This window comes from Flavobacterium sp. RSP15 (genome assembly GCF_003968755.1).
Classification (GTDB): domain Bacteria; phylum Bacteroidota; class Bacteroidia; order Flavobacteriales; family Flavobacteriaceae; genus Flavobacterium.
The window spans coordinates 104,337-130,692 of sequence record NZ_RYDL01000003.1; the positions used below are offsets into that span (position 1 = coordinate 104,337).

General features: G+C 35.6%; 21 protein-coding genes and 1 tRNA gene. 12 read left to right on the forward strand and 10 right to left on the reverse strand.

Annotated features, from left to right (window positions below; all coding sequences use genetic code 11):
• Positions 1–6 precede the first annotated feature (6 nt).
• Positions 7–1,542 carry a YifB family Mg chelatase-like AAA ATPase gene (locus EKM00_RS04985; protein ID WP_126515458.1) on the reverse strand — a complete coding sequence of 512 codons (1,536 nt, stop codon included), beginning with the start codon at positions 1,540–1,542 and terminating at the stop codon, positions 7–9.
• Between the two features lie 232 nt (positions 1,543–1,774).
• On the opposite strand from EKM00_RS04985, the gene EKM00_RS04990 reads away from it, so the two are divergent.
• From EKM00_RS04990 to EKM00_RS05005, 4 genes are all read left to right on the forward strand, one after another.
• Positions 1,775–4,771, forward strand: a complete 2,997-nt coding sequence (locus tag EKM00_RS04990; protein ID WP_126515459.1) for an amidohydrolase family protein — start codon at positions 1,775–1,777, stop codon at positions 4,769–4,771.
• 44 nt (positions 4,772–4,815) lie between these two features.
• Positions 4,816–6,120 (forward strand): amidohydrolase family protein, encoded by a 1,305-nt coding sequence (locus EKM00_RS04995; protein ID WP_126515460.1) that lies wholly within the window; start codon positions 4,816–4,818, stop codon positions 6,118–6,120.
• An 8-nt stretch (positions 6,121–6,128) separates the two neighbouring features.
• Positions 6,129–6,506, forward strand: a complete 378-nt coding sequence (locus EKM00_RS05000) for a PH domain-containing protein (RefSeq protein ID WP_126454687.1) — start codon at positions 6,129–6,131, stop codon at positions 6,504–6,506.
• Between the two features lie 331 nt (positions 6,507–6,837).
• Positions 6,838–8,154 (forward strand): ammonium transporter, encoded by a 1,317-nt coding sequence (locus EKM00_RS05005; RefSeq protein WP_126515461.1) that lies wholly within the window; start codon positions 6,838–6,840, stop codon positions 8,152–8,154.
• A 252-nt stretch (positions 8,155–8,406) separates the two neighbouring features.
• Here EKM00_RS05005 and EKM00_RS05010 read toward each other — a convergent pair whose 3' ends face one another.
• Entirely contained in the window at positions 8,407–10,254 is a 1,848-nt protein-coding gene (locus tag EKM00_RS05010) for a CocE/NonD family hydrolase (RefSeq protein WP_126515462.1), read from the reverse strand.
• A 495-nt stretch (positions 10,255–10,749) separates the two neighbouring features.
• Between EKM00_RS05010 and EKM00_RS05015 the strand changes: the two genes are divergently transcribed.
• From EKM00_RS05015 to EKM00_RS05035, 5 genes are read left to right on the forward strand one after another with little or no spacing between them, the layout of a single operon-like run.
• A complete protein-coding gene (locus EKM00_RS05015) occupies positions 10,750–12,222 on the forward strand; it encodes a sodium:solute symporter family protein (RefSeq protein WP_126515463.1) in 1,473 nt (490 codons plus the stop codon).
• Entirely contained in the window at positions 12,203–12,637 is a 435-nt protein-coding gene (locus EKM00_RS05020; protein ID WP_126515464.1) for a GNAT family N-acetyltransferase, read from the forward strand. The genes EKM00_RS05015 and EKM00_RS05020 overlap by 20 nt, the downstream gene beginning before the upstream one ends.
• Positions 12,638–12,643: 6 nt before the next feature.
• Positions 12,644–13,798 carry an amidohydrolase gene (locus EKM00_RS05025; RefSeq protein ID WP_126515465.1) on the forward strand — a complete coding sequence of 385 codons (1,155 nt, stop codon included), beginning with the start codon at positions 12,644–12,646 and terminating at the stop codon, positions 13,796–13,798.
• Positions 13,788–14,939, forward strand: a complete 1,152-nt coding sequence (alr, locus tag EKM00_RS05030) for an alanine racemase (protein WP_126515466.1) — start codon at positions 13,788–13,790, stop codon at positions 14,937–14,939. The genes EKM00_RS05025 and alr overlap by 11 nt, the downstream gene beginning before the upstream one ends.
• Complete coding sequence (locus tag EKM00_RS05035) at positions 14,939–16,012, forward strand: alanine/ornithine racemase family PLP-dependent enzyme (RefSeq protein ID WP_126462586.1); 1,074 nt, start codon at positions 14,939–14,941, stop codon at positions 16,010–16,012. Before alr ends, EKM00_RS05035 begins: the two co-directional genes overlap by 1 nt.
• A 173-nt stretch (positions 16,013–16,185) precedes the next feature.
• On the opposite strand, the gene EKM00_RS05040 is transcribed toward EKM00_RS05035, so the two are convergent.
• Genes EKM00_RS05040 through EKM00_RS05050 form a run of 3 tightly spaced genes read right to left on the reverse strand, consistent with a single transcriptional unit; the run spans position 16,186 to position 20,834 of the window.
• Positions 16,186–18,210, reverse strand: a complete 2,025-nt coding sequence (locus EKM00_RS05040) for a protein-disulfide reductase DsbD family protein (protein WP_126515467.1) — start codon at positions 18,208–18,210, stop codon at positions 16,186–16,188.
• Positions 18,210–19,520, reverse strand: a complete 1,311-nt coding sequence (gene tilS / locus EKM00_RS05045) for a tRNA lysidine(34) synthetase TilS (protein WP_126515602.1) — start codon at positions 19,518–19,520, stop codon at positions 18,210–18,212. Before tilS ends, EKM00_RS05040 begins: the two co-directional genes overlap by 1 nt.
• A gap of 27 nt (positions 19,521–19,547) precedes the next feature.
• Positions 19,548–20,834 carry an anthranilate synthase component I family protein gene (locus EKM00_RS05050; protein WP_126515468.1) on the reverse strand — a complete coding sequence of 429 codons (1,287 nt, stop codon included), beginning with the start codon at positions 20,832–20,834 and terminating at the stop codon, positions 19,548–19,550.
• Positions 20,835–20,976: 142 nt separating this feature from the next.
• On the opposite strand from EKM00_RS05050, the gene EKM00_RS05055 reads away from it, so the two are divergent.
• A complete protein-coding gene (locus EKM00_RS05055) occupies positions 20,977–21,381 on the forward strand; it encodes a VOC family protein (RefSeq protein WP_126454665.1) in 405 nt (134 codons plus the stop codon).
• A 36-nt stretch (positions 21,382–21,417) separates the two neighbouring features.
• Positions 21,418–21,798 (forward strand): DoxX family membrane protein, encoded by a 381-nt coding sequence (locus EKM00_RS05060; RefSeq protein ID WP_126462598.1) that lies wholly within the window; start codon positions 21,418–21,420, stop codon positions 21,796–21,798.
• Positions 21,799–21,874: 76 nt separating this feature from the next.
• On the opposite strand, the gene lpdA is transcribed toward EKM00_RS05060, so the two are convergent.
• From lpdA to EKM00_RS05075, 4 genes are all read right to left on the reverse strand, one after another.
• Complete coding sequence (gene lpdA, locus EKM00_RS05065) at positions 21,875–23,278, reverse strand: dihydrolipoyl dehydrogenase (RefSeq protein ID WP_126454661.1); 1,404 nt, start codon at positions 23,276–23,278, stop codon at positions 21,875–21,877.
• Between the two features lie 127 nt (positions 23,279–23,405).
• A complete protein-coding gene (locus tag EKM00_RS14700) occupies positions 23,406–23,561 on the reverse strand; it encodes a hypothetical protein (protein WP_158614880.1) in 156 nt (51 codons plus the stop codon).
• Between the two features lie 313 nt (positions 23,562–23,874).
• Positions 23,875–24,120, reverse strand: coding sequence for a hypothetical protein (locus EKM00_RS05070; RefSeq protein WP_126515469.1), 246 nt, complete (start codon positions 24,118–24,120; stop codon positions 23,875–23,877).
• A gap of 48 nt (positions 24,121–24,168) precedes the next feature.
• A complete protein-coding gene (locus EKM00_RS05075) occupies positions 24,169–24,627 on the reverse strand; it encodes an Lrp/AsnC family transcriptional regulator (RefSeq protein ID WP_126515470.1) in 459 nt (152 codons plus the stop codon).
• 279 nt (positions 24,628–24,906) lie between these two features.
• Between EKM00_RS05075 and EKM00_RS05080 the strand changes: the two genes are divergently transcribed.
• A complete protein-coding gene (locus EKM00_RS05080; RefSeq protein ID WP_126515471.1) occupies positions 24,907–26,112 on the forward strand; it encodes an aminotransferase class I/II-fold pyridoxal phosphate-dependent enzyme in 1,206 nt (401 codons plus the stop codon).
• A gap of 104 nt (positions 26,113–26,216) precedes the next feature.
• Here the strand turns inward: EKM00_RS05080 and EKM00_RS05085 are convergent.
• Positions 26,217–26,292, reverse strand: a tRNA-His gene (locus EKM00_RS05085).
• Positions 26,293–26,356: the final 64 nt, after the last annotated feature.

The following is a 26,356-nucleotide window of genomic DNA, read 5'->3' on the forward strand; positions in this document are numbered from 1 at the left end:
TCTATTTTAGCCCAACCACCCATCACGATCCAAACTTCTATACTGAATCGCTTCAGCAATGTGGCTGGAAACCACTATTGGAGCCGCATCAAGATCAGCGATCGTGCGTGCGACCTTCAAAATACGATCATAGGCTCGAGCCGATAAATTTAATCGTTCCATCGCTGTTTTCAATAATTGTTTTGAAACATCGTCCAAGGCACAATATTCCCGAATGTGTTTGGTATTCATTTGGGCATTGTAATGGATATTTTCCATTTGCTCAAAGCGTTCGGTTTGAATTTCTCGAGCCGCTGTCACTCTTTTGCGAATGTCTACACTACTTTCTGCTTTTTGATCATCCGATAATTTTTCGAAAGGGACTGGTGTCACTTCGATATGAATATCAATTCTATCTAATAAAGGTCCCGAGATTTTACTCAAATACCGCTGCATTTCGTGTGGTGAAGAAGTTTGTGGCGAATCCGGATCGTTGAAAAAACCACTTGGACTCGGATTCATACTTGCCACCAGCATAAACGAGGATGGATAAGTAACTGTAAATTTAGCTCTGGAAATAGTCACTTCTCGATCTTCCAGCGGTTGGCGCATCACTTCCAGAACATCGCGTTTAAATTCCGGCAATTCATCCAGAAACAAAACGCCATTGTGCGCCATTGAAATTTCGCCGGGTTGCGGATAACTGCCGCCGCCAACAAGCGCCACATTCGAAATAGTATGGTGCGGGCTACGAAACGGACGCTGATTCATCAAACCTACTTCCTTCAATTTTCCGGCAACACTGTGAATTTTTGTGGTTTCTAATGCTTCACGCAACGTCATGGGAGGCAAAATACTAGGCAGTCGCTTAGCTAACATGGTTTTTCCGGCACCCGGTGGACCAATCAAGATAATATTATGCCCGCCGGCAGCCGCAATTTCCATACATCTTTTTATAGACTCCTGCCCCTTGACATCACTAAAATCAAATTCAGGAAAGTCTAATGTTTTATAAAATTCGGCTCTGGTATCGATTGTTGTTGGTTCCAAAGTCCCTTTTCCTTCTAGAAAGTCAATTACTTCCTGTATGTTTTCTATTCCATACACATTTAATCCTGCAACAATTGCTGCTTCTTTCACATTTTGCTTTGGAAGAAAAAAACCTTTAAAACCCTCTTCTTTTGCTTTGATAGCAATCGGCAAAGCGCCACGAATGGGTTGCAAACCTCCGTCAAGCGAAAGCTCTCCCATGATTACATACTGGTCAATTTCATCGGCTTTAATCTGCCCAGAGGCTACCAGAATACCAATTGTCAAAGTCAGATCATACGCAGAACCCTCTTTTCGTAAATCTGCAGGAGCCATATTGATGGTTATTTTTTTGCCAGGCATTGAGTAACCATTATTTTTGAGCGCTGCCGCAATGCGGTAACTGCTTTCTTTAATAGCATTATCTGGTAATCCAACTAAATGGTATCCAATCCCTTTATCAATATTTACCTCAACGGTAATTGTTGTGGCTTCAACGCCAAAAACTGCACTTCCAAAAACTTTAACTAGCATCTGTTTTTATTTGATTTTAAAATTAATGAAACTTTTCTTATTATTATTATAAATCTTACATAAATTCCAATAAAATAGTGAAAAGCAAAAATTTAATCAAAAAAAATAAAAATACTTTGATATACGGCCCAATACAGTACATTTTTCATAATTACGAAATGTTAAAATTAAAAAAAGTGAAGGTATACCATTAACATTTTTCTACTTTTAGAAAATAATTAGAAACCACACTATGAAAAAAATCCTACTCCTACTCTGTTTGAGCTTTTTGGTACCAAAAACCTATGCTCAGGAATACTTTCCCAATAATGAAGGTGTTCAAAACAAAAACACAAATTTCACTGCTTTTACCAACGCCAAAATTTATGTTACCCCAACACAAATTATTGATAAAGGAACTTTATTAATTCAAAACGGAACAGTAATTGGTGCAGGTGCTACCATTACTATTCCTAACAATTGCGTTACTATAAATCTGGAAGGAAAATCAATATACCCCTCCTTTATTGACATTTATACCAGTTTTGGAATTGAAAAACCAAAAGGAATAACAAATACGGAAAGAAATCCTTTGTACGATACTAAAAGAGTGGGATATTATTGGAATGAAAGTATTCGCTCAGAAGTAAATGGATATGAAAGTTTTAAATACGACCCAACTAAAGCAGAGGAGTTGTTAAAAGCAGGATTTGGTGTTGTAGGTACTCACGTTCCGGATGGAATTGCCCAAGGATCCGGAATGTTAATCGCTTTGAACAACGCTGATAAAAGCACACAATTATTATCTGACAAAATCACTAATCACTTTGCATTTACAAAAAGTGCCACTACAAATCAATCCTATCCTAGCTCATTAATGGGAATGATGGCCTTATTACGCCAAATGTACTTTGATTTAGATTGGTACAAAAAAGGGAATGCTGCAACCAAAGATTTATCATTAGAAGCCTTATCAAATAATGAAAAATTAGTTCAAATTTTTGCTTCGGAGGATAAATTAAATAGTGTTAGAGCTTCTAAAATAGCAAAAGAATTTGGATTGAACTATGTATTGAAAGGCATAGGAAATGAATTTGAAAGAATTGAAGAAATAAAAAAAACAAATTCTAAATTTATTATTCCAATCAATTTCCCTGAAGCTTATGATGTGTCTGATCCGTACCAAGCCAATCAAATGGAATTGAAAGATTTGCGTTTCTGGAATCAAGCCCCTACTAATTTAAAGGTTTTGTCTGATAACGGTATTGTTTTCGCCTTGACGACAGACAAATTAAAGAAGGTGGAAGATTTCAGAACCAATCTTCTAAGAGCCATTAAATATGGTTTTGATACAACCAAAGCATTAGAAGCACTGACAACAATTCCAGCATCAATTTTAGGAAAAAGCAACGAAATTGGAAGTTTAAAAACCGGAAGTCTAGCTAATTTTGTGATCACCTCCGGAGAAATATTCGAAGAAAAAACAATCGTTTACGAAAACTGGGTTCAAGGAAGTAAGTATGTCATCAATGATATTATGGTTAAAGACATTCGTGGCAAGTATGACTTAACGGTCAATAACACCAAATACAAATGGGCTCTTGACGGCGACATAGCTGCACCAAAATCAGAAATCACAAGTGTTGATGCTAAAAAAATAAAGTCTAAACTTACTATTGCTAATAACTGGATTTCAATAATAATCAAACCCAATGATTCTACAAAAACCAGCTTTACAAGAGCAACAGGATACATAGACGATATTGAGAAAATTTCTGGAAAAGCAATTTTATTCAATGGAAATGAAGTGAAATGGAGCGCTGTAAAAACGGCTCCTTTTGTAAAAGCGGTTGATTCTTCAAAAATTGAAAAAAACAATATGATCCTCCCTACAACATTTCCAAATGTTGCCTTCGGGACGGTAAAAAAAGCAACACAACAGACACTTTTATTCAAAAATGCCACGGTTTGGACCAATGAAAAAGAAGGTGTATTGGAAGAAACAGATGTTTTAATCAAAAATGGAAAAATTGCTGCTATCGGCAAAAACCTGTCTGATGCTTCCGCCACAGTTTTAGATGCAAAAGGCAAACATTTGACCAGCGGAATAATCGATGAACATTCCCACATAGCCATTTCAAGAGGTGTCAATGAAGGGGGACACAACTCCAGTGCTGAAGTAACAATTGAGGATGTAGTCAATTCCGAAGACGTTAATATCTATAGAGATTTAGCTGGTGGTGTAACAACTTCGCAATTATTGCATGGTTCAGCTAATCCTATCGGAGGACGCTCTGCCATTGTAAAATGGAAATGGGGCGCTTCTGCAGAAGAAATGCTTTACAAAGACCAGCCAAAATTCATTAAATTTGCTTTAGGTGAAAATGTGAAACAAGCCAACTGGGGAATTACCAACCCTACTCGTTTTCCTCAAACAAGAATGGGTGTGGAACAGGTTTTTACAGATTATTTTCAACGTGCAAAAGAATATGACTTGGCTTGGAAAACTTATAATTCAAGTGGTAAAAAAGGAAAAGGGAAAGCGCCAAGGGTAGACTTAGAACTACAGACTCTAGCTGAAATCCTTAATAAGGAACGTTTCATTTCCTGCCACTCTTATGTACAATCTGAAATTTTGATGTTGATGAATGTTGCCGAAAAATTTAACTTTAGAGTAAATACCTTTACACATATCCTTGAAGGATACAAAGTAGCCGATGAAATGAAAAAACACGGAGTAGGAGCCTCGACGTTCTCGGATTGGTGGGCGTATAAATTTGAAGTGAATGATGCCATTCCCTTCAACGGTCCAATCATGCACAATGCGGGACTTGTAGTAGCCTATAACTCTGATGACGCTGAAATGTCCAGAAGATTAAATCAAGAAGCTGCAAAAGCAGTGAAATATGGAAACATTTCAGAAGAAGAAGCATGGAAATTCGTGACTTTGAATCCTGCAAAATTATTGCACATTGATGATAAAGTGGGAAGTATAAAAATAGGAAAAGATGCTGATGTAGTACTTTGGAACAACAATCCTTTATCTATTTATGCTAAAGCTGAAAAAACAATAATTGAAGGTGTCATTTATTATGATGTGCAAAAAGATGAAGCACAAAGAGTAGCAGTTGCCAAAGAAAGAAATGAGTTAATAGGCCAACTATTGCAAGAAAAAAACAAAGGAATGATCACTCAAGAGCCTAAAAAGAAGGAAAAAATAGAATATCATTGTGATTCTTTGGAACATTAAGCTCAAGAAATCTACGTTTCTTAAATCTAAAACAATAAAATAGGATGAATAAAAATATATATATTTTACTATTGGTATTTAGCATATCAATACTTACAAAGGCACAGCAAGCTCCTGCTTCAAAACAATCAAAATCTATTTTAATTCTAAATGCAACAGCACATTTAGGAAATGGCGAAATAATCGAAAACAGTGCTATAGGATTTGTAGAAGGCAAAATTACATTAGTGGCAGATGCCCGATTAATAAAACTAGCTCAAGGAGCGTATGATATTACCATTGACGCCAGCGGAAAACACGTATATCCTGGATTTATAGCGCCCAATTCTACCTTGGGCTTAGTCGAAATAGATGCCATAAAATCTTCTGATGATGAAAGCGAAATAGGAAATATGAATCCTCACGTAAGAAGTATTATTGCCTATAATGCTGATTCAAAAGTAATTGAAACCATTAAACCAAACGGAATTTTGATGGCGCAAATTACCCCACGTGGCGGAAGAATTTCAGGCACTTCATCCATCGTTCAGCTTGATGCCTGGAACTGGAAGGATGCACTGATAAAAGAAAATGATGGGATTCATCTTAATTTCCCTTCTAGTTTTAAAAGAAGTGGTTCCTGGTTTGAACCCGGAACAATTGAAGCAAATAAAGACTATAGCAAACAACACTCAGAGATAACTACTTTTCTGACTAGCGCAAAAGCATACTTAGCAGATAGCCCCAAAGAAAGAAATTTGATTTTTGAGGCTACAAAAGGATTGTTTGACGGAAATCAAACCTTATTCATACACGCAAATGAAGAGAAACAAATTATTGATGCTATACAAATGGCAAAAGAAAATGGGGTTAAAAAAATAGTAATTGTTGGTGGTTATGAAGCGTATAAAACGGCTGACTTACTTCAAAAAAATAACATTGGAGTATTATTAAAAAGAGTGCATGATATGCCTGAAAATGAAGATCATGACATTGATTTACCGTACAAAAACGCTAAATTATTGACAGATAAAGGCGTTATTGTAGGCTTGGAAAACAGCGGATCCATGGAGCGTATGAATACCAGAAACTTACCTTTCCTGGCCGGAACATGTGCTGCTTATGGACTTGACAAAGAAAAAGCGCTACAACTAATAACATTCAATACCGCCAAATTATTAGGGATCGATAAACAATGTGGTACTTTAGAACAAGGAAAGGATGCTACCTTATTTATTTCTGAGGGTGATGCTTTAGACATGAGAACGAACAAACTAACTAATGCTTTTATTCAAGGCAGAATGATCAGTCTTGAAACACACCAAACAAAAATGAACGATATTTATAAAACAAAATACAATCAAAAATAACAAATACAATGGGACTATTTAACGCCATCCTGGGCAATGCCTCTGAAGTAAACATTAAAGATGTTACTACTGAATTTGAGCCAATATTAATTGATGGAGAAACAATCGAAAAAGCATATAAATTAATTCGGGATATGTTTGTTTTCACTAATAAAAGATTGATTCTGGTCGAAAAACAATTGGTTGGAACCAAGGTTGATTATATGTCAATTCCGTATTTGAGTATCAAAAAATTCTCTAAAGAAAGTGCTGGAATATTAGATATGGATGCCGAGTTGAAAATTTGGTTAAACAATGACGCAACCCCAATTGTAAAACAATTTGGTAAAGGTGGTAATAACATTAATGAAGTTTACAAACTTTTAAGCAAACATCTTTTAAAATAAGAATATCCTTTAGTTTTTGAAAAATGCATCACTTGTAGCTATACAATTGGTGCATTTTTTATATATCAAATTTTGTCTTAATGCTAAGTGCATTAAAATTCCCAGATTGGAAGTCTAATTTTTTACCACAAGACCCCAAGTATTCACTAAATTGGTAATTTTATTTAACTAGATTTTAATAAAAAACAAATTTTATCTTTAAAATATAAAATACCCATAAAAAAATAGGGGCTAGATTGCAAAAATCATAAAAATAAAACATTAATGCGCTTTACAATAGGGGTATGTTGAACAATTTTATATTTTTATCAAAATTTAAAACTGAAAAACGATGCGAAAAATTATTCTAAGTGTGATATTGATCACGATTTTGGTATTAACCCTTTGTTCAAATTATTTCTTAGCCGAAAGTCCAGCTCCTACAGAAGCAGTAAAATTTGATACCGGCGATACCGCTTGGATGATCGTTGCAACTGCACTTGTATTAATCATGACACCCGGTTTAGGTTTCTTTTACGGTGGAATGGTAGGTAAAAAAAATGTCATTAGTACCATGCTTCAAAGCTTTATGGCAATGATAATCGTTACCGTGTTGTGGGTTGTCATCGCTTTCGGATTATCTTTTGGTCCAACTATTGGCGGAATAATAGGGAATCCAATTCCAAATTTATTTTTTCAAGGCGTAAATACAAATACATCTTGGAGTTTAGCTCCGACAATTCCATTTATGCTTTTTGCTTTATTTCAAGCAAAATTTGCCATCATTACACCCGCTTTAATTACCGGTGCTTTTGCAGAACGAATTCGTTTTTGGGCGTACTTACTATTTATGGTTTTATTTATACTGCTCGTTTATACCCCGCTGGCTCACATGACATGGCATCCAGATGGTATTCTCTTTAAAATGGGCGTATTGGATTTTGCTGGTGGAACTGTAGTTCATATGAGTGCCGGTTGGGCAGCTCTAGCTGGTGCCATTTTCTTAGGCAAAAGAAAAGCAGAAAAAGGAAATCCCGCACGTATAACATACGTAATGTTAGGTACCGGATTGTTGTGGTTTGGATGGTTCGGGTTCAACGCTGGTTCCGCTTTAGGAGCTAATGGGCTTGCCGTACAAGCACTGGGGACAACTACTATTGCTGCTGCTGCTGCTGGAATGGCTTGGGTATTTCTTGATAAAATTCTTGGTCATAAATTGTCGGCAATGGGAGCTTGTATTGGCGTAGTGGTCGGATTAGTTGCCATTACTCCTGCAGCTGGTTTTGTTAGTATTCCTCATGCTTTGTTCATAGGAATTTTTGCAAGTATTGTGAGCAATCTGGTGGTTAGAAGTTTCCACAAATGTAAAATTGATGATGCTTTAGATGTATTTGCCTGTCACGGTGTAGGTGGCATCATTGGAATGCTTTTGACAGGTGTATTTGCTTCAAAATCAATAAACGCGGCAGTTGGTGATAACCAAGGACTTATTTTTGGAGAAACAACATTATTTTTAAATCAATTATTTGCTATGGTTGTCGTTTCCATATTTGCATTTTCAATGTCTTACTTTCTTTTCTTTATTGTGAATAAAATTACGCCTTTAAGGGTAAGTGAAGAAAAAGAAGAATTAGGCTTAGATATTTCGCAACACGGTGAATTTCTATAAATCTTCGGTATAAAGTTAGAGACGCTCTGAAATTTCAGAGCGTTTTTTTGCTCTTATCCGTTCTAAATACCCATAATCTACAAAGCAATTCTTATTCTTTAAACAATAAACTAAAAACTTTAAAAATAGCTTAGTACATATTAATTTTAGCCTGCATCCTCTAAAACTAAAATCCCAACCTTAAAAAAAAGATTGGGATTTTAGTTTTAAATATAGTCGAATGCTTTTATGGCGCACAACCCGATTGCCGTTTTATTTTAAAACAGTACACTCAATTTTAGAGTCGTTATAAATCTTGTGCGTTTGTTTCTTAAAATCTTCAGGTTTTGCATAAAAAATATTGTCAACAAATGTCTGTGGATTCAAATCTATAAATGGAAACCACGTACTTTGAACCTGAATCTGGATTTTGTGTCCTTTTTTGAACGTATGAAATACATCTTGTAACTTAATATTAACTGCTGTTTTCTCATTGGCTACAAAAGGTTCTGGTTTTGAAAAACTATTTCTAAAACGGCCTCGCATAACTTCACTTCGTACCATCATGTGGTAATTACTCATCTTTAGATACGGAGCTACTTCTTTTGTTTCCGGTTCGTCATTTGGGAAAACATCAATCACTTTTACAATCCAATCCGCATCAGTTCCTGTAGTAGAAACTTGTAATTTAGCCAAGATTTCTCCAGCTAATGTGGTATCATCATTCAATACTTCTGTTTCAAAAACAATCACATTCGGACGTCGTGCAGCAAAACGCTGGTCATCGGTCATGTATTTCCTTGGCGTAAGTCCGTTTTGTTTAATATCCTCCGAATAGGGTACCGGTTTCTTAGGATCACTAATAAATTCTTCAAAAGAAATATTTTGCTTAGCCAATTTTGTCAATTTACTACCTTGCAAAAAGAAATCTTGTTTTTCAGTATTTACGGGAGGCCAGGCATCATAAGTTTTCCACTCTTTTCTTCCGGTGTCAAAAACATAAGCTTCAGGCAATTTATTAGCTCCTTTTCCATTATTTTTCAAAAAATGACGGAAGAAATTAGATTCAATATTTTTTTGATAAAAACCAGAAATACTATCTCCAAAATTAATATTACCAATCACTTGCTTTGCTGAATTCCTAGCCCAATCACCATGACTCCAGGGTCCCATAACAATTGTGTTGTAGTTTTTACTGCTCTTTTCTATCGTACTGTAGGTATTCAAAGGACCGTATAAATCTTCGGCATCAAACCAACCTCCAACTGTCATTACCGCTGGTTTAATATTATTCAAATGCTGTAAAATTCCACGCTTTTGCCAAAAATCATCGTAACTGGAATGGTCTTTCAGCTGTTGCCAAAACTCATTCTCTTTTCCATAATATTTGTCTAAATTAGAGAGTGGTCCAGCATCCAGGAAAAACTGATAATCATCGTTTGTACCCGCATTCGTGAATTTGTACCAAGGTTCCGTAGTACGTTTTGTTTTTTGAGGGCCAAATAACGGAGTGACTTTCCAATAACTCAACAAATACGCTCCATTGTGATGAAAATCATCAAAAAAGAAATCAGCTATACATGCCTGAGGCGAAACGGCTTTCAAAGCTGGATGATTACTCAATAAAGAATATGTAGCGTAAAAACCTGGATATGAGATTCCCCAAGTTCCAACATTTCCATTATTGTTAGCCACATTTTTCACCAGCCACTCTATCGTATCATACGTATCCGAAGCTTCATCCGTATCTTTCTTGCCTTTTTTATTTGGAATAAAACCACGCATGTTGTCATACAAACCATCACTCATAAATCGTCCTCGAACATCTTGATAGACTACAATATATCCTTCTTTCATCATCGTTTCACTGGGAGAAATGCTTTTCTTGAACTGATTTTCTCCATAAGGCCCGGAGTTATATGGTGTTCTTTGCATTATAATTGGATATTTTGTAGAAACATCTTTGGGAGTATAAATGGCAGTAAACAACTCTACTCCATCACGCATTTTAATATGCACTTCCTTTTTAGTATAATTTTCAGACACATAATTGGCTTTATTGTCTTGGGCAAACAGAACTGCACCAATAAAAAAAAGCGAAATACCTAATAGTTTTTTCATGAATTCTTTTGAGTTAAAATAATTTTTAAAGATAAAAAATCTCTTCGAATATTGCATCCATATTCCTTCTTTTTTAAAATTTAGGAATTTTAGTTTGTCAAAAAAAAACAAATATGTTAAAAAAAACGATCTTTTTTAGGATCTTTTTAAAGAAAACTACACGGTTAGATTAGCATTTTTTATCAAAAATTTCATTCGCTTTTACCTCTATAAAATCAATACTATTACTGCAAAAAGAGGCCGTTATTTGTTGTGTAAAAGACAATATCTGCATTTTAAAAAGATTTTTTAGATAATTTGCCTTACATTTGTAAAATACCAAATTATTTTTTGCGGTTAATAAAGTCTTTTTTTTGCACTTTTAACCCAAAGCTAAGATCCCTTATTTTAGAAAATATTCTAAAAAAAATCATCTTTTTTTTTGCAGTTTACTGCACCTTTTGCCTTTTGGAAAAATTCCATGTACAGGCTATTAAATAATCGAAAATTAATAATATGCACACAATAGATTATGCAATTTTTGTTGTTTACATGCTGGTTATGCTAGGCGTTGGCGTTTATTTTTTTAACAAAAACAAAACTGCTGAAGATTTTTACGTTAGCGGAAGAAATATGAATAGCTGGCACATTGGTTTATCCGTTGTAGCCACAGATGTAGGTGGTGGATTCTCAATAGGATTGGGCGGTCTGGGTTTTACGATGGGAATATCCGGTTCTTGGATGCTGTTCACCGGACTGCTGGGCGCTTGGCTGAGTGCTGTTTTTCTAATTCCAAAAGTAAGTGCATTAGGACATAAATATAAGTTTTTCACTTTTCCCCAAATATTTGATCATTTTTATAATGCTAAAGTAGCGCTACTGGCCGGAATTATTTCGGCTATTGGATATCTTGGATTTACAAGTTCTCAGGTTTTGGCTGGAGCCAAATTAGCGTCGGCAACCATAGAAGGACTTAATTTACAAACAGCGCTAATTGTAATGGGACTTATCGCGGTAATTTATACGGCTATTGGAGGATTAAAAGCCGTTATTTATACCGATACAATCCAGTGGTTAGTCCTTATTGGCGGATTGGTTTTTATAGGGATTCCAGTTGCCTACAATGCCGTGGGAGGGTATGAGGCGATCAAGACTACCCTGGCACCTGAATATTTATCACTGACCAATGTAAAATGGTATCAGATTTTAAACTGGTCCATAACCATTATACCCATTTGGTTTGTAGGAATGACTTTATACCAGCGGATTTATGCTAGCAAAGGAGAGAAAGAAGCTAAAAAAGCATGGTTGATTGCGGGTGTTTTTGAATGGCCTATAATGGCATTTATGGGAGTGATTCTGGGAATGCTGGCTAAAGTGGCTGCAAACAAAGGAATGTTTAACGGTATTACAGATGCAGCCAATATGGATAGCGAAATGGGATTGCCTATTTTACTGGCCACCATACTCCCCGTTGGATTAATGGGGCTGATGCTTTCTTCCTATTTTTCGGCTATACTTTCTACCGCGGACAGCTGCTTAATGGCAGCTTCCGGAAATATTGTCACTGATATTATTGCTAAATTTTCAAAAAAAGAATTGAGTCATAAAAAAGAGCTTCGGCTCTCACAATTGGTCACCTTAATTGTAGGTCTTCTTGCTATTTTAATTGCTTCCCAAATGCAAAATGTACTGGAACTGATGCTCTACTCCTATGCTTTTATGGTGTCGGGACTATTCGTTCCGGTAATAGGCGCTTTATTTTGGAAGAAAAGCCATCCAACAGCTGCTTTTTGGAGCATGTTATTTGGGGGTGCCACCACAATCCTGCTAATTGTTACAGAGAATAAACTACCTTTAGATTTAAAATTACCGGAACATTTAGATGCAAACCTTTATGGAATAAGTATTTCTCTTATTTTATTCGTTACAATATCACTTTATCACTATAACAAAAAAGAAAGACAAAATGGAATTCAAACAAATTAATGACACAACCGGAGAAGATACAATTTATACCAATCAAATTATAGCATTATTCCTTTATACCCATTTAGAACAATATGGCGATACGATTGAAGACATTCGAAAATGTATTGATTACGTTATGAATCCTACAAAAGGAGGCAACATTGTAGTGGGAATCGAAGATCAAAAAATCGTAGGAGTTGTCATCTTGAACAACACGGGAATGAAAGATTTTATTCCTGAAAATATTTTGGTATACATTGCCGTGGACAACAGCCAACGGGGAAAAGGGTTTGGAAAACAATTGATGCAAAAAGCAATATCAATTGCCGAAGGAAATATTGCCCTGCATGTAGAACCTGATAATCCTGCCAAAAAACTGTATGAAAGCTTAGGTTTTACCAATAAATATTTGGAAATGCGCCTCATTAAATAATCCAAAATGGAAAACTCAAACCCGTCCATCGAGACACTTGTACGGTTACGAAAGGAGCTTCACAAACACCCAGAGGTTTCGGGTAAAGAAAATCAAACAGCAAAACGCGTCCTATCTTTTCTCGAAAATTACCCTCCGGATGAATTGATTACCGGAGTAGGAACAACTGGTGTGGTTGCAATTTATAAAGGTAAAAAAAATGGGAAAATAGTATTATTCCGATGTGAATTAGATGCTTTGCCAATTGAAGAAACGAATCGTTTTGAACATCGTTCACTAATTGATGGTGTCTCACACAAATGCGGACATGATGGACACATGGCTATTCTTTGTGGTTTGGCAGCTGAATTGCATCAGAACAAACCGGACTCAGGAACCGTCATTTTGCTGTTTCAACCGGCTGAAGAAGATGGTAGTGGTGCTCAAAAGGTGTTTTCAGATACTAAATTCACTTTGATTCAACCTGATTACGTCTTTGCGCTGCACAATTTACCAGGGTTTCCAATGCATCAAATTGTAGTAAAAAACGAAACTTTTACCTGCGCCGTAAATAGCATTATCATAAAATTAAAAGGAAAAACAGCCCATGCCGGTGAGCCTGAAAGAGGAATTAATCCTACTCTGGCAATAGCCGCCATTATCAATCAATTTAATGCTACTATTCAGACCGATATTACCAAAGAAAACTATTGCCAGATAACTCCCATTTATACCAAAATAGGTAAAAAAGCATATGGTGTAGCAGCTGGTGCGGGAGAAATTCATTTTACAGTACGAAGTGATAGCAATTTACAGATGAGAAAGATCGAAATAGCTTTAGAAAATGCAGCCCGATCAATCGCAAAAGAATATCAACTGAAGTGTAAAACACAATGGATACAAAGTTTCCAAGCCAATGAGAATGACAAAACTGCTGTAGCATTCATCAAAAAGGCAGCAGAAATTAATGGTTTTGAACTATTCGAAAAAGAAAAACCATTCACTTGGGGCGAAGATTTTGGTTTGTTCACACAGCACTATCCCGGTTCCATGTTCGGACTGGGAGCTGGGGTAAACACTGCCGCACTACACAATCCTGATTATGATTTTCCTGACGAAATTATAGCAACTGGAGTGGCTGTTTTTCATCACATCAGCAAACAAATTACAAATGCACACTAACTCAATAATAGAGCTTAATCGCTCCGCGTATCAAAAGAACATCGATTTTCTAAAAAAGACCTTTGGAAAAAAAGTACTGATTTCCTCTGTCGTAAAAGGAAATGCGTATGGTCATGGAGTACAGCCGTTTGTGGCTATGGCTTTTCAATGTGGTGTAACTCATTTTTCTGTTTTTGATGTTCAGGAAGCCAAAGTCGTAAAAACAACACTACAGGACAAAGCAACTATTATGGTTATGGGACTCGTTCAGGATGAAGATATGGAATGGGTAATCAAAAATGATATTGAATTTTTTGTCTTTGATAAAACTCGACTGACGAAAGCTATGAAAACAGCTAAAAAACTCGAAAAAAAAGCAATTCTGCACATTGAAGTAGAAACCGGAATGAACCGAACTGGTTTTGACAAAAACGAACTGAATACTGTTATTACTTTTTTAAAGAGAGAAGAACAACATCTATCTTTCAAAGGGCTTTGTACTCATTATGCCGGGGCCGAAAGTATCGCTAATTATTACAGAGTGGATCAGCAAATCAAGAAGTTTGAAGAAATTTATGCCTTTTTTTGTAAAAATGATCTGAAGCCACAAATGAGACATTCTGCTTGCTCTGCAGCATCAATAATGTTTCCACAAACCAGAATGGATATGGTGCGAATCGGAATAATGCAATACGGATTGTGGTCCAGTCCGGAAGTATTTGTTACCTATCTCAATTCTAAAAAAAATAAAATAGATCCGCTGCAACGCGTTATCACTTGGAAAAGTGCTATAATGAGCGTAAAGAAAGTAAATATTGGTGATTTTATTGGATATGGAACCAGTTTTATGGCCAAAAGAAAAATGAAAATTGCTGTTATCCCTATTGGTTACTGCCACGGATACAGCCGTTCGTTGAGCAACCAAGGTCGTGTACTTATTCATGGACAACGCTGTATTGTAGTGGGTTCCGTAAACATGAACATGATGACTGTCGATGTTACTGATATCGACATGGCAAAAAAAGAAGATGAAGTGGTCTTGATAGGCACACAAAAAGAGCTATCCGTTTCTGTAGCTTCCTTTAGTGATTTCAGCAACCAACTCAATTACGAATTATTAACTCGGATTTCCAAATCAATTCCACGTAAAATCATAGAATAATGGCTTTTATAAAACTATATCGCAAAAAACTTGAAGAAAATTATGCCTTTCTGGATACTATTTTTAAATCCAGAAATATACAATGGGGAGTGGTTTCCAAACTATTGTGTGGAAATAAAATTTATCTCAAAGAAATCATCGCTTTAGGAGTACGTGAAATTCATGATTCCAGAGTAAGTAATTTGAAAAAAATTAAAGCCTTGGATCCGGAAATCCAAACCGTGTATATTAAACCACCTGCTAAACGAAGTATTGAAAGTATTGTGCGGTATGCTGACATCAGTTTTAATACTGAAATCTATACCATACAATTACTTTCAGAGGAAGCCGTAAAACAAAACAAGACCCATAAAATCATCATTATGATTGAAATGGGAGACCTTCGTGAAGGTGTAATGGGTGAAGAATTGATCGATTTTTATGGCACAATTCTAAAAATGCCTAATATTGAAATCTCTGGAATTGGTACCAATTTCAATTGCCTTAGCGGTGTAATGCCCACGCAGGACAAATTGATTCAATTGAGCTTATACAAACAGCTAATTGAAGCTAAATTCAATATCAGTATTCCATTTGTCTCCGGAGGAACTTCTGTTACTGTACCGCTACTCCTAAAAAATGCCCGACCAATGGCCGTGAATCATTTTCGAATAGGGGAAGCCCTATTTTTCGGGAAAGATTTGTTTACAGGAAATACCATAGAAGGAATGCACAATGATGTTTTCAAATTATACGCTGAAATCATCGAAATTACAGAAAAACCAAATACACCAACAGGGGAGTTAGGCGAGAATGTAGCCGGAAATTCCTTTTCGATGGATGCTGTCACTGATTTAGGCGATACTTCCCTTAGAGCTATTCTAGACATTGGTTTGTTAGACATGCAACCACAATACATCGAATCTGATGATACGGATATCACTATAGTAGACGCCAGTTCTGACATGCTGGTTATAGACATTTCAAATTCTAAAAAAAATTATAAAATTGGGGATTTAGTGGCGTTCAAAATACGATATATGGGCGCATTGTACCTTTTAAATTCTGCTTATATCGAGAAAATAATCGAATAAAAGGCAATTTTATACCCTACCTTGTATACGGCATCTCACGCATCAATACTGAGTAAATTAAGTCTATAGTATTAAATATAAACACAAATTGCACTAATTTCCACGAATTGAATCGTAGAAATTAGTGCAATTCGTGTTTAATATTAGATCTAGTATTTTTCCAGACGTACCTGTTATTCTACCTTTTTAAATCTATCAATTCCTTCTCTTAACCATCCTTTGTAGGCATTGATATTTGAGTTATAACTTTCTGGTTTATCAGACAGCATATTCTCTTCTACATCTAAAACAATGTAATACGGTTGCGCATTGGCTTTGTACCTTGTAATTTGGAAATCGCTCCATTTATTACCCACGCTTACAATTTCTTTACCCGTTTCTTTAGATACGTATTGCTCACTTTTTGGCAATTCTCTTTTATCATCAACATACAAAGAAATCAAAACTACTTCTTCTTGTAATATTTTTAAAATCGCAGGATCTGACCACACATAATCTTCCATTTTTCTGCAATTCACACAAGCAAAACCCGTAAAGTCTAGCAAAATGGGTTTGTTCACTGATTTGGCGTAAGCCAATCCTTTTTCATAATCATCAAAAGCAATAAGACCATGTGGCCCTAAGTGTGCGCCTTCCGGCAAAATTTGGGCAGAAGTATTTGAGCCACCTTTTGAGTTTCCTACTCCGTATGGACTTTCGCTATAGGTCATTGGTGGCGGAAAACCAGAAATTAATTTTAATGGCGCTCCCCAAATCCCAGGAATCAAATAGATTGTAAAGGCCAAAACTACTAATCCAAAAGACAATCTTCCTACTGAAATATGTGCCATCGGACTATCGTGTGGAAGTGAGATTTTTCCAAATAAATAAAAGGCCAATGTACCAAAAATAGCGATCCATATTGCCAAGAACACTTCTCTTTCCAAGAAATGCAATTGCAAAACCAAATCAGCATTCGACAAAAATTTGAATGCCAAAGCCAATTCTAAAAAGCCTAAAACTACTTTAACGGTATTCAACCAGCCACCAGATTTTGGCAATGAATTCAACCAACCCGGGAACATCGCAAACAACATAAAGGGTAAGGCTAGAGCCAATGAAAACCCAAACATACCCACAATTGGAGCTATTCCGCCTTTAGAAGCCGCTTCGACTAATAGGGTTCCTACAATCGGTCCGGTACACGAAAACGAGACAATCGCTAACGCCAAAGCCATGAATAAAATTCCAACTATCCCACCTCTATCCGCTTGATTATCCACTTTATTTGCCCAAGAATTAGGCAGCATAATCTCAAAACCACCCAAAAATGAAGCTGCAAAAGTGACTAACAAAACAAAGAAAATAATATTGAACCAAACATTCGTGGACAACGCATTCAGCGCATCGGCACCAAAAATCCACGTCACTAAGAATCCTAAAACTACATAAATGAATATGATAGCTACTCCATAAATAATGGCATTACTAATCCCTTTTGCTTTTGTTTTGCTTTGTTTAGTAAAAAAACTGACTGTCATAGGAATCATTGGGAAGACACAAGGCGTAAGCAATGCGGCAAATCCAGATAAAAAAGCAATGAAGAAAATAGACCATAATCCTCTTTTTGTAGCTGGTTCAGAGTCTAGAGGAACGATTTTTTCAGGAGTACTCACCTGGTCCTCCGTAATTGCAATTTGCGAAACTACGGTATCAACTTTTACAGAATCTACTATGGTTACATCCGTTGCTACTGCCGTTGTTTTTGAAACTGCAGGAATTGCAAACGTGAAATTCTTCTCCATATTAATACAAACCTCTTTACACACCTGATAATTAAAATCGACTTTAATTTCAGTCAGCTTAGGATTTGTTAGTGTAATTTCCTGTTGAATTTGGCCTTTCTTTTCGAAGAATGTTTCGTTAACTTCAAATATGTCATTAAAAGCACTTCTCGTTTTACTTTCTTTGGCTTTGCCCACTAGAGTGAAGTTCCCTTTTTGGTTTTTAAAAATGATTTCCAGTGGCAACGGCCCTCCGTCTGGAGTAAACTGAGAATACAAATGCCAATCCTTTTCTATAACAACATTAAAAGTAAGGATATAATTAGTGTCCGATTTTTTTTCTATTTTAGTTGTCCATTTGGCGGGATCTAGAATCTGGGCATTTCCATTGGCAAAAGCCAAAAAAGCAATAAGTATAAATAGTAGTTTCTTCATTATTCTGATTGTATTTTTAGTATATTTTTAGTTGTGTTGTCTATTCTAAAACGTTCATCCTGACGTAGACCAATTATCCAGACTATTTCATCATTCGAACATAAAAGCCAAGAATTTTCTTTTTCTAGCAAGGATAATTTTTCATCTTTAAAAAGCTTGCTTATTTTTTTTGACTTACCGTTCATCCCAAAAGGCTGAAAACTATCGCCTTCGTTCCAATGGCGTAAAATTAATGGATACTGCACTTTATCACCATCTACAAAGATAGTTTTATTTGAAACGATCCCAATGTCGGCTACTTTGCAAAACGTAAGATTTAAGGGAATATTAACTTCTTTTTGATTTTCATCTATAAAATATTTGTCCTCTACCTTTACGAAATTTATCGGACTTAGGATTAAGTAATCCCTGTCTTTTAATACTCTATATTCTGGAGAAAAAACATGTTTTCCAGATTGACTATCAACCAAATCATAAATATCATCCCAAGCTTTGAATCCAAATTCTTTCAGCCATTGGTACAAATAAGATTTATAATTGGGTAATTTTTTTAGTTTTTTTAAATCAAAATAAAGAGTCTCATTCTCTTGCTTTACCACTTGCTGATAAATCATAATCGAAGCATCTTCAGCCATAACTTGCGCGTCTTGCAAATACAGTTGTGTTTTGTGAAACGAGGAAAGAAAATTAGAATTCAATTCTTTTAACATCGGAACCAGATGATGCCGAATTTTATTCCGAAGGTATTTATCGGATGCATTACTGCTGTCCTCGCGCCATTTAATATTATTTAATTTGGCATAATCTTCCATTTCTTTTTGGTTAAAGGCCAAAAGTGGGCGAATTACTTTATCGTTCTGCTCCGGAATTCCTGTCAAACCTTCTAATCCTGTTCCACGACTAAGATTGATTAGGAACGTTTCCAAATTATCATCGGCATGATGTGCTGTGAGAATATAATCGAATTTCTCAGTCTCTAATAACTCATAAAACCAGTTATATCGCAACTCGCGCGCGGCAACTTGTGTCGAAATTTTATAATCTTCAGAAAAAGCTTTGGTGTCAAATTGTGTTATAAATACTGGAATAGCATTTGCCGCAGCATATTCCTGGACAAAATTTTGGTCTTCAAAACTTTCCATTCCACGCAATTGAAAATTACAATGTGCAATTCCAATTTTATAATTCAATTGCTGAAACAAATGCACCAATACCATACTGTCTTTCCCGCCACTTGTAGCAAGAAGTATTTTTTTTCCGTTCAAGAACTGGAAATTATGAAGAAGATGGTTTTGGAATTTCTGTAGCATATTCAAATTTAATTCATTCATTTTGATTTAACTTAAAACTTCTCGCATCGCTTTTGCTTTAAGCAAACATTCTTCATACTCCTTTTCAGGAATTGATGGCGAAGTGATAGCGCTTCCAACTGAAAAAGAAACATATTTTTTTTCTTGATTGTACAAAATGCTTCGGATAACTACATTGAAATCGAAATCACCATTTGGTGTAAAATACCCTACAGCACCGCTATATAAACCGCGTTTTGTTTCTTCCAGTTTTTCAATGATTTTCATCACCGAAATCTTTGGTGCTCCTGTCATACTTCCCATTGGGAAAGTTGTTTTTAAAGCATCTACTACGGAATAGTGCGCCTCAAACTTTGAGGTTACTGTAGAAACCATGTGATGCACTTGCAAAAAAGAATAAATTTTGCACAACTCTTGTACTTCAACGGATCCTTTTTGTGCTGTTCGAGACAAATCATTGCGCACTAAGTCCGTAATCATAATATTTTCGGCCCGTTCTTTTGGGTCTAAAGCCAATTGCATTTTCGATTTTTCATCTTCAATTGGGTCTGAAAATCGTTTTGCAGTTCCTTTAATCGGTTGCGAAATAATTAGTTCTCCTTCTTTCCTTAAATAACGTTCCGGTGTCGCCGAAAGTAAAAAGTGATTGTTGTTTTTAAAAAAAACGGCAAATGGCGGCTGAGAAATTTCGTTGAGTTTTATAAATTTTTCTATGGGATCAATCGTTGCATTTTCAGCAAAAAATTCCATGCAGAAATTGGCTTCATATATATCGCCCTGATGAATGTGTTCCAATATTTTTGAAACTTTTTGAAGATAATTCTCTTTCGGAATCCGTTGTTGGATCGTTATTTGTGGATTTTGAACGCTCAACGCTGAACACTGAACACTAATTTCTTTCAAGTCTGCCTCCACTTCCTCCACACACATATTGAGATATTGAATTTCGAGTTGATTTCCTTTCAATAAAAACAGTTTCTTAGGTTGGAAAAAATACAAATCCGGAAAATCCAGCCCGTCAAAATTAGCAGATTGCAACTGCTCAATATTATTTTTTAAATCATACGATAAATAACCAAAAAGCCAGTCTTTCGTGTTTTGCTGGTACTGTTTCAAATCCTCAAAGGCATTGTAAACATCTGTTTTGATGGAGGTAAAAGCATCTACGGCAAGAATACAATCGCAACTGGAGTACTGTTGCGGATACTCATTACTATCCATAAAAACAACTTCACGAAATTGTTGTGACCAGAGTAAAAGTTGTTGTTTGAACAATTTTGAATCAGAAATAGACTTATAAATTGAAGTTCTCAAAAAGTTTTAATGTTTAAAAATTCAAAATTACAACAAAAAAAATTCTTCAATAACTGGTTATGCTAAAATTAGCTTATTTTTTTGTAAATTTGATAGTGCGTGATCAATTTTGGATTTTTTTAATCGTTTAATCATTCCCGTTATGGCTTCAAAAATTTTCCTTAATTTAGCAGTTAAAGACCTTAAAAAATCCATTGCTTTTTTTACACAACTTGGATTTTCTTTCAATCCTCAATTTACTGATGAACAAGCCACTTGCATGATTACAGGAAAAAACATTTTTGTGATGCTGCTTACTGAACAACGATTTAGAGACTTTACCAAAAAAGAAATTTGCAATGCCCATAAAAATACCGAAGTATTAATCGCAATAGATGTTGAAAGCAAAAAAAAAGTGGACGAAATAGTACAAAAAGCGATATTTGCGGGTGGTACAACGTATATGGAGCCACAAGATCACGGATTGATGTATGCCCATAGTTTTGCGGATTTGGACGGACACCAATGGGAAATTATGTGTATTGATGAACCTCAAATTCCCCAATAATTATTTTCAAATATGTAACCAATAAAACCATATACTATGAAAATTGTAATTATTATTATCCGAACTTTAATTGGAATTTTACTTCTTTATGCATCAATTAGTTTTTTTCTGAAACTAGCTCCAGAACCGGAGGTTACCGGAAATTTCAAGGCTTTTAATGTAGGCTTAGTTGCCTCTACTTACATTATGCCATTAGCCAAGTCTATTGAGTTGTTATGTGGCCTAGCCTTTTTGACAGGGCGTTATGTTACTCTTGCCAGTATTTTGATTTTACCAATAACCATCAACATTTTATTCATAAATTTTTTCTTGTCTCCAGAGGGAATTCCTACTGCTCTTTTCTTATTCTTGGGAAATATGTTTCTAATTTTTAACCATTGGAACAATTATAAAAGTTTATTTATTGCTAAAGACTAAATAAGTGCACCTCATAACAAAAAAACCCGCTCAATGTAGCGGGTTTTTTATTCTATAGCAAAAATTTATTCTTTAATTACACATGCAACGCTCTATTGTCAGTAGCGGCTAGTGCTGCTTCTTTGATCGCTTCTGCAAATGTTGGGTGAGCATGAGACATTCTGGAAATATCTTCAGCAGAGGCTTTGAATTCCATTGCAACTACTGCTTCAGCAATTAAATCCGCACAACGAGCCCCAATCATGTGAACGCCTAGTACTTCATCTGTTTTTGCATCAGCAAGAATTTTTACAAATCCGTCTAGATCGCCACCAGCTCTTGCGCGTCCTAAAGCTTTGAAAGGAAAACTTCCTGCTTTATACTCAACTCCGGAAGCTTTCAATTGCTCCTCTGTTTGTCCTACAGCAGCCACTTCTGGCCAAGTGTAGACAACTCCGGGAATCAAATTATAATCGATATGTGGTTTTTGACCTGCTAATATTTCAGCCACCATGGCTCCTTCTTCTTCTGCTTTGTGTGCTAACATTGCGCCACGCACCACATCGCCAATTGCATAAATAGTAGGAACTGAAGTTTGCAAATGATCATTTACTTCTACCATTCCTCTATCTGAGATTTTTACACCTGCTTTATCAGCATTTAATCCGTCAGTATACGGACGACGACCTACAGAAACTAGGGAATAATCTCCTTCCAGCGTAATTGTTTCTCCTTTTGTATTTTCAGCTTGAACGACAACGCCTTCACCATTTCGTTCTACGGATTTCACTTTGTGTGAAACATAGAATTTCATGCCTTGTTTTTTTAATACTTTAGTCAATTCTTTAGACAATGAAGCATCCATTCCTGGAATAATTCGGTCTAAATATTCTACAACAGAAACTTGTGATCCCAATCGCAAATACACTTGACCTAATTCGATCCCGATAACTCCACCACCAATAATTACTAAATGTTTTGGTACTTCTTTAAGTTTCAATGCTTCGGTTGAAGTAATGATTCTTTCTTTATCTATTTTGATAAAAGGCAAAGAAGATGGTTTTGAACCTGTAGCGATGATGATGTTTTTGGCTTCGACAGTTTCCGAAGTTCCGTCTGCTTTTGCCACCGCAACATGTGTAGCATCAACAAAGGAACCCAATCCTTCCAAAACTGTAATTTTATTTTTGTCCATTAAAAATTTAACACCACCAGAAGTCTGATCTACAACCGCTTGTTTGCGCGCAATCATTTTTTCAAGGTTTACTTTTACTTCCCCGGAAACTTCAATTCCGTGATCTGCAAAATGTGCAATTTCACTGTAATGATGAGAAGAAGCTAGTAGTGCTTTTGAAGGAATACAACCAACATTGAGGCAAGTCCCTCCAAGAGTGGAATATTTTTCGATAATTGCTGTTTTAAAACCCAGTTGTGCACAACGAATTGCTGATACATATCCGCCTGGCCCAGAACCTATAATGACTACGTCAAATGAACTCATAGTATTTTTTTTTATTGTGTTTTTATAAAATGTTCCACAAAATTAAGGAATTAAGTTTTGTTTGAAGTTTAATTCAGAAGGTTTTTTGTTATGAAAATGACATAACTAATATTCATCAAGAAATTATTTATGGCTTTTTAGAAGGATCTCTATAAGTATGAAAATCAGAGTAAATAATAATTCCGTCATTAAATACTTCAAAAATAATTACAAAAGGGAATGTTTTAAAGGATAATTCTCTGAAAAACGGTTCTTTTTTTAGTGGGAATAGTTCAGGATTCATTTTTAATATTTTTAAATATCTTTTAAGATAAGTAGTTGGAACTATTTAATGTCATACTAAAAAATGAGTGAAATAATATTTAACATATAAGTCATATAAGAATTAAACCTTAAATGACTTTATGATTGTTATAGCTACATAAGGCTAACATAATCGAAACTTAAACTTACATGGCTTATATGGTAAAAAAAAATGCAACATTGTTTTATTCTTATTGCTTAAGCAAAAAAACTTTGCCTAATCCCTTTTTTTACTTTCATAAATTTCAATAGCCTCATTTATTTCAATTTCTGCTAATTTTGAAATAACTATTTTAAAAACCATATTTAGCATTTAATTGCTTCTCCAAATCTTCCCAAGAAGTTGATAAACTATTCCCGGAATGGTAGACGGTTCTGGCTTCTTCCACTTTTTGATACTGATTATCCGAAACTAGGGAAGCTTTTTCTTCGTTTAAAATAGCGTCAAATATTCCTTCCAAAACGACTAATTTTGAATCATCCTGGATAAGTTTTCCAAAATTCACAATACCCTTTTGTCTAATTTCTTTAGTTTTCATGGAGCAATTGATGTATTCTAAATTTAATACCATTAAAACAATCAACATTTATATATCAACGACAGTCGTGCTTTTTACTTCGCTAATCATAAATGTGCTGTGCGTACTTCCTATATGTTGTAATGTCGTTAGTTTCGTTACTAAAAACTCTCGATAAGCTTCCATATCTTTTACCACAATTTTCAAGATATAATCATAATCACCGCTCACATGATGACATTCTAAAACTTCTTTTAGTTTCACCACTTCACTTTCGAACTTCGTAAGAAACTCTTTGGTATGTTGTATCAATTTGAGGTGACAAAAAACCACAAATCCTCTCTCGGCTTTGGAGCGATTAATCAACGCAACATACTTGTCAATAACCCCTTCTCTTTCTAGTTTTTTAATGCGTTCATAAACGGCAGTAACGGAAAGATTGAGTTTTAAGGACAATTCTTTGGTTGTTTTCTTACTATCTGTTTGCAATAAAAAAAGTATTTTTTTGTCTGTTGAATCTAATGTCATTGTGTTGCAAATTTCAAATTGATAGATAATCTATAAAAATCCTGATTACCGAACTAATTTAGTAAAAAAATTAATTATTTAGTGTTATATAGTTTTATAATCTAATAAAACTACAGACTATTGATTTTTAATCTTAAAATATTTTATTTTGAATAGGATTTCTTGACATACCGGAATGTCCAAGCCCTGATAGCAACGGCATCCTTTTACTTTTTTCTTTAAAAAGTAAAAGATAGAGTGAATAGCAGGAATAGCTTCAAATAACAATAAAAAATAATTATGAAAAATTTCAATCCCGCAGACAACATTCAGGATTTGCAGTACTTTGGCGAATTTGGTGGTGTGAATCCCTCTATTTCTGACTCCTCAACCTACACTTTTTTATCGGCAAAAACGATGTTCGATACTTTTGAAGGCAATATGGAAGGCTGTTATTTGTATTCACGTCATTCCTCGCCGAGTAATTTATACCTGGACAAAGCCTTGGCAGCCATGGAAGGCACGGAAACAGCGAACGTTTCGGCATCCGGAATGGGAGCGATTACGCCCACTTTGTTGCAATTGTGCGGTTCCGGCGACCATATTGTTTCTAGCAGAACCATTTATGGCGGAACGTATGCATTCCTGAAGAATTTTACACCTAGATTAGGTATCAAAACCACATTTGTTGACATCACAAAACTTGAACTTGTAGAAGCTGCTATTACTGCTGAAACTAAAGTTTTGTATTGTGAGACGGTGAGCAATCCTTTATTGGAAGTGGCTGATATTGAAGGTTTATCAAAAATTGCAAAAAGACATAATTTGAAATTAGTTGTTGATAATACTTTTTCGCCACTATCCGTTTCGCCTGCTAAATTAGGAGCTGATATTGTGATTCACAGTTTGACAAAATACATCAACGGAAGCAGTGATACGGTGGGCGGAGTAACATGCGCCTCTCAGGAATTTATTGATAGTTTAAAAAATGTAAACAGTGGAGCCAGCATGTTATTGGGGCCAACGATGGATAGTCTGCGATCTGCCAGTGTGATGAAAAACTTGCGTACGCTGCACATCAGAATGAAACAGCACAGCCATAATGCGATGTATCTGGCGGAACGTTTTGAAAAAGACGGAATCAAAACAGTGTATCCGGGGTTAAAAAGCCATCCGAGTCATGAGATCTATAAAAGCATGATTAATCCTGAATATGGTTTTGGCGGGATGATGACACTGGATGTTGGAACTTTGTTGAAAGCCAATGCTTTGATGGAGTTGATGCAGGCCAAAAATCTAGGGTATCTGGCGGTGAGTTTAGGCTTTTATAAAACCTTATTCAGCGCGCCTGGAACCTCAACTTCGAGCGAAATCCCTATGGAGGAACAAATTGAAATGGGATTGACAGACGGTTTGATTCGGTTTTCTATCGGATTAGACAATGATATTGAAAGAACGTATCAAAGTATGAAGGCCTGTATCATCGAATTAAATCTGCTAAAATAAGGAGCCATAGTCATAGAATGATTATCCTTTAGCCGCCTATCATTTTTAAGGAAAACTAGAAAACACAAAAAAAGCTTCGAATTTCTTCGAAGCTTTTGCTTTCTGGGTGGAAGACGGGGCTCGAACCCGCGACCCTCGGTACCACAAACCGATGCTCTAACCAACTGAGCTACAACCACCATTTGCTTAGCGGTTGCAAATATACGATATAAGTTTATTTCTGCAAATATTTATTTCAAAAAAT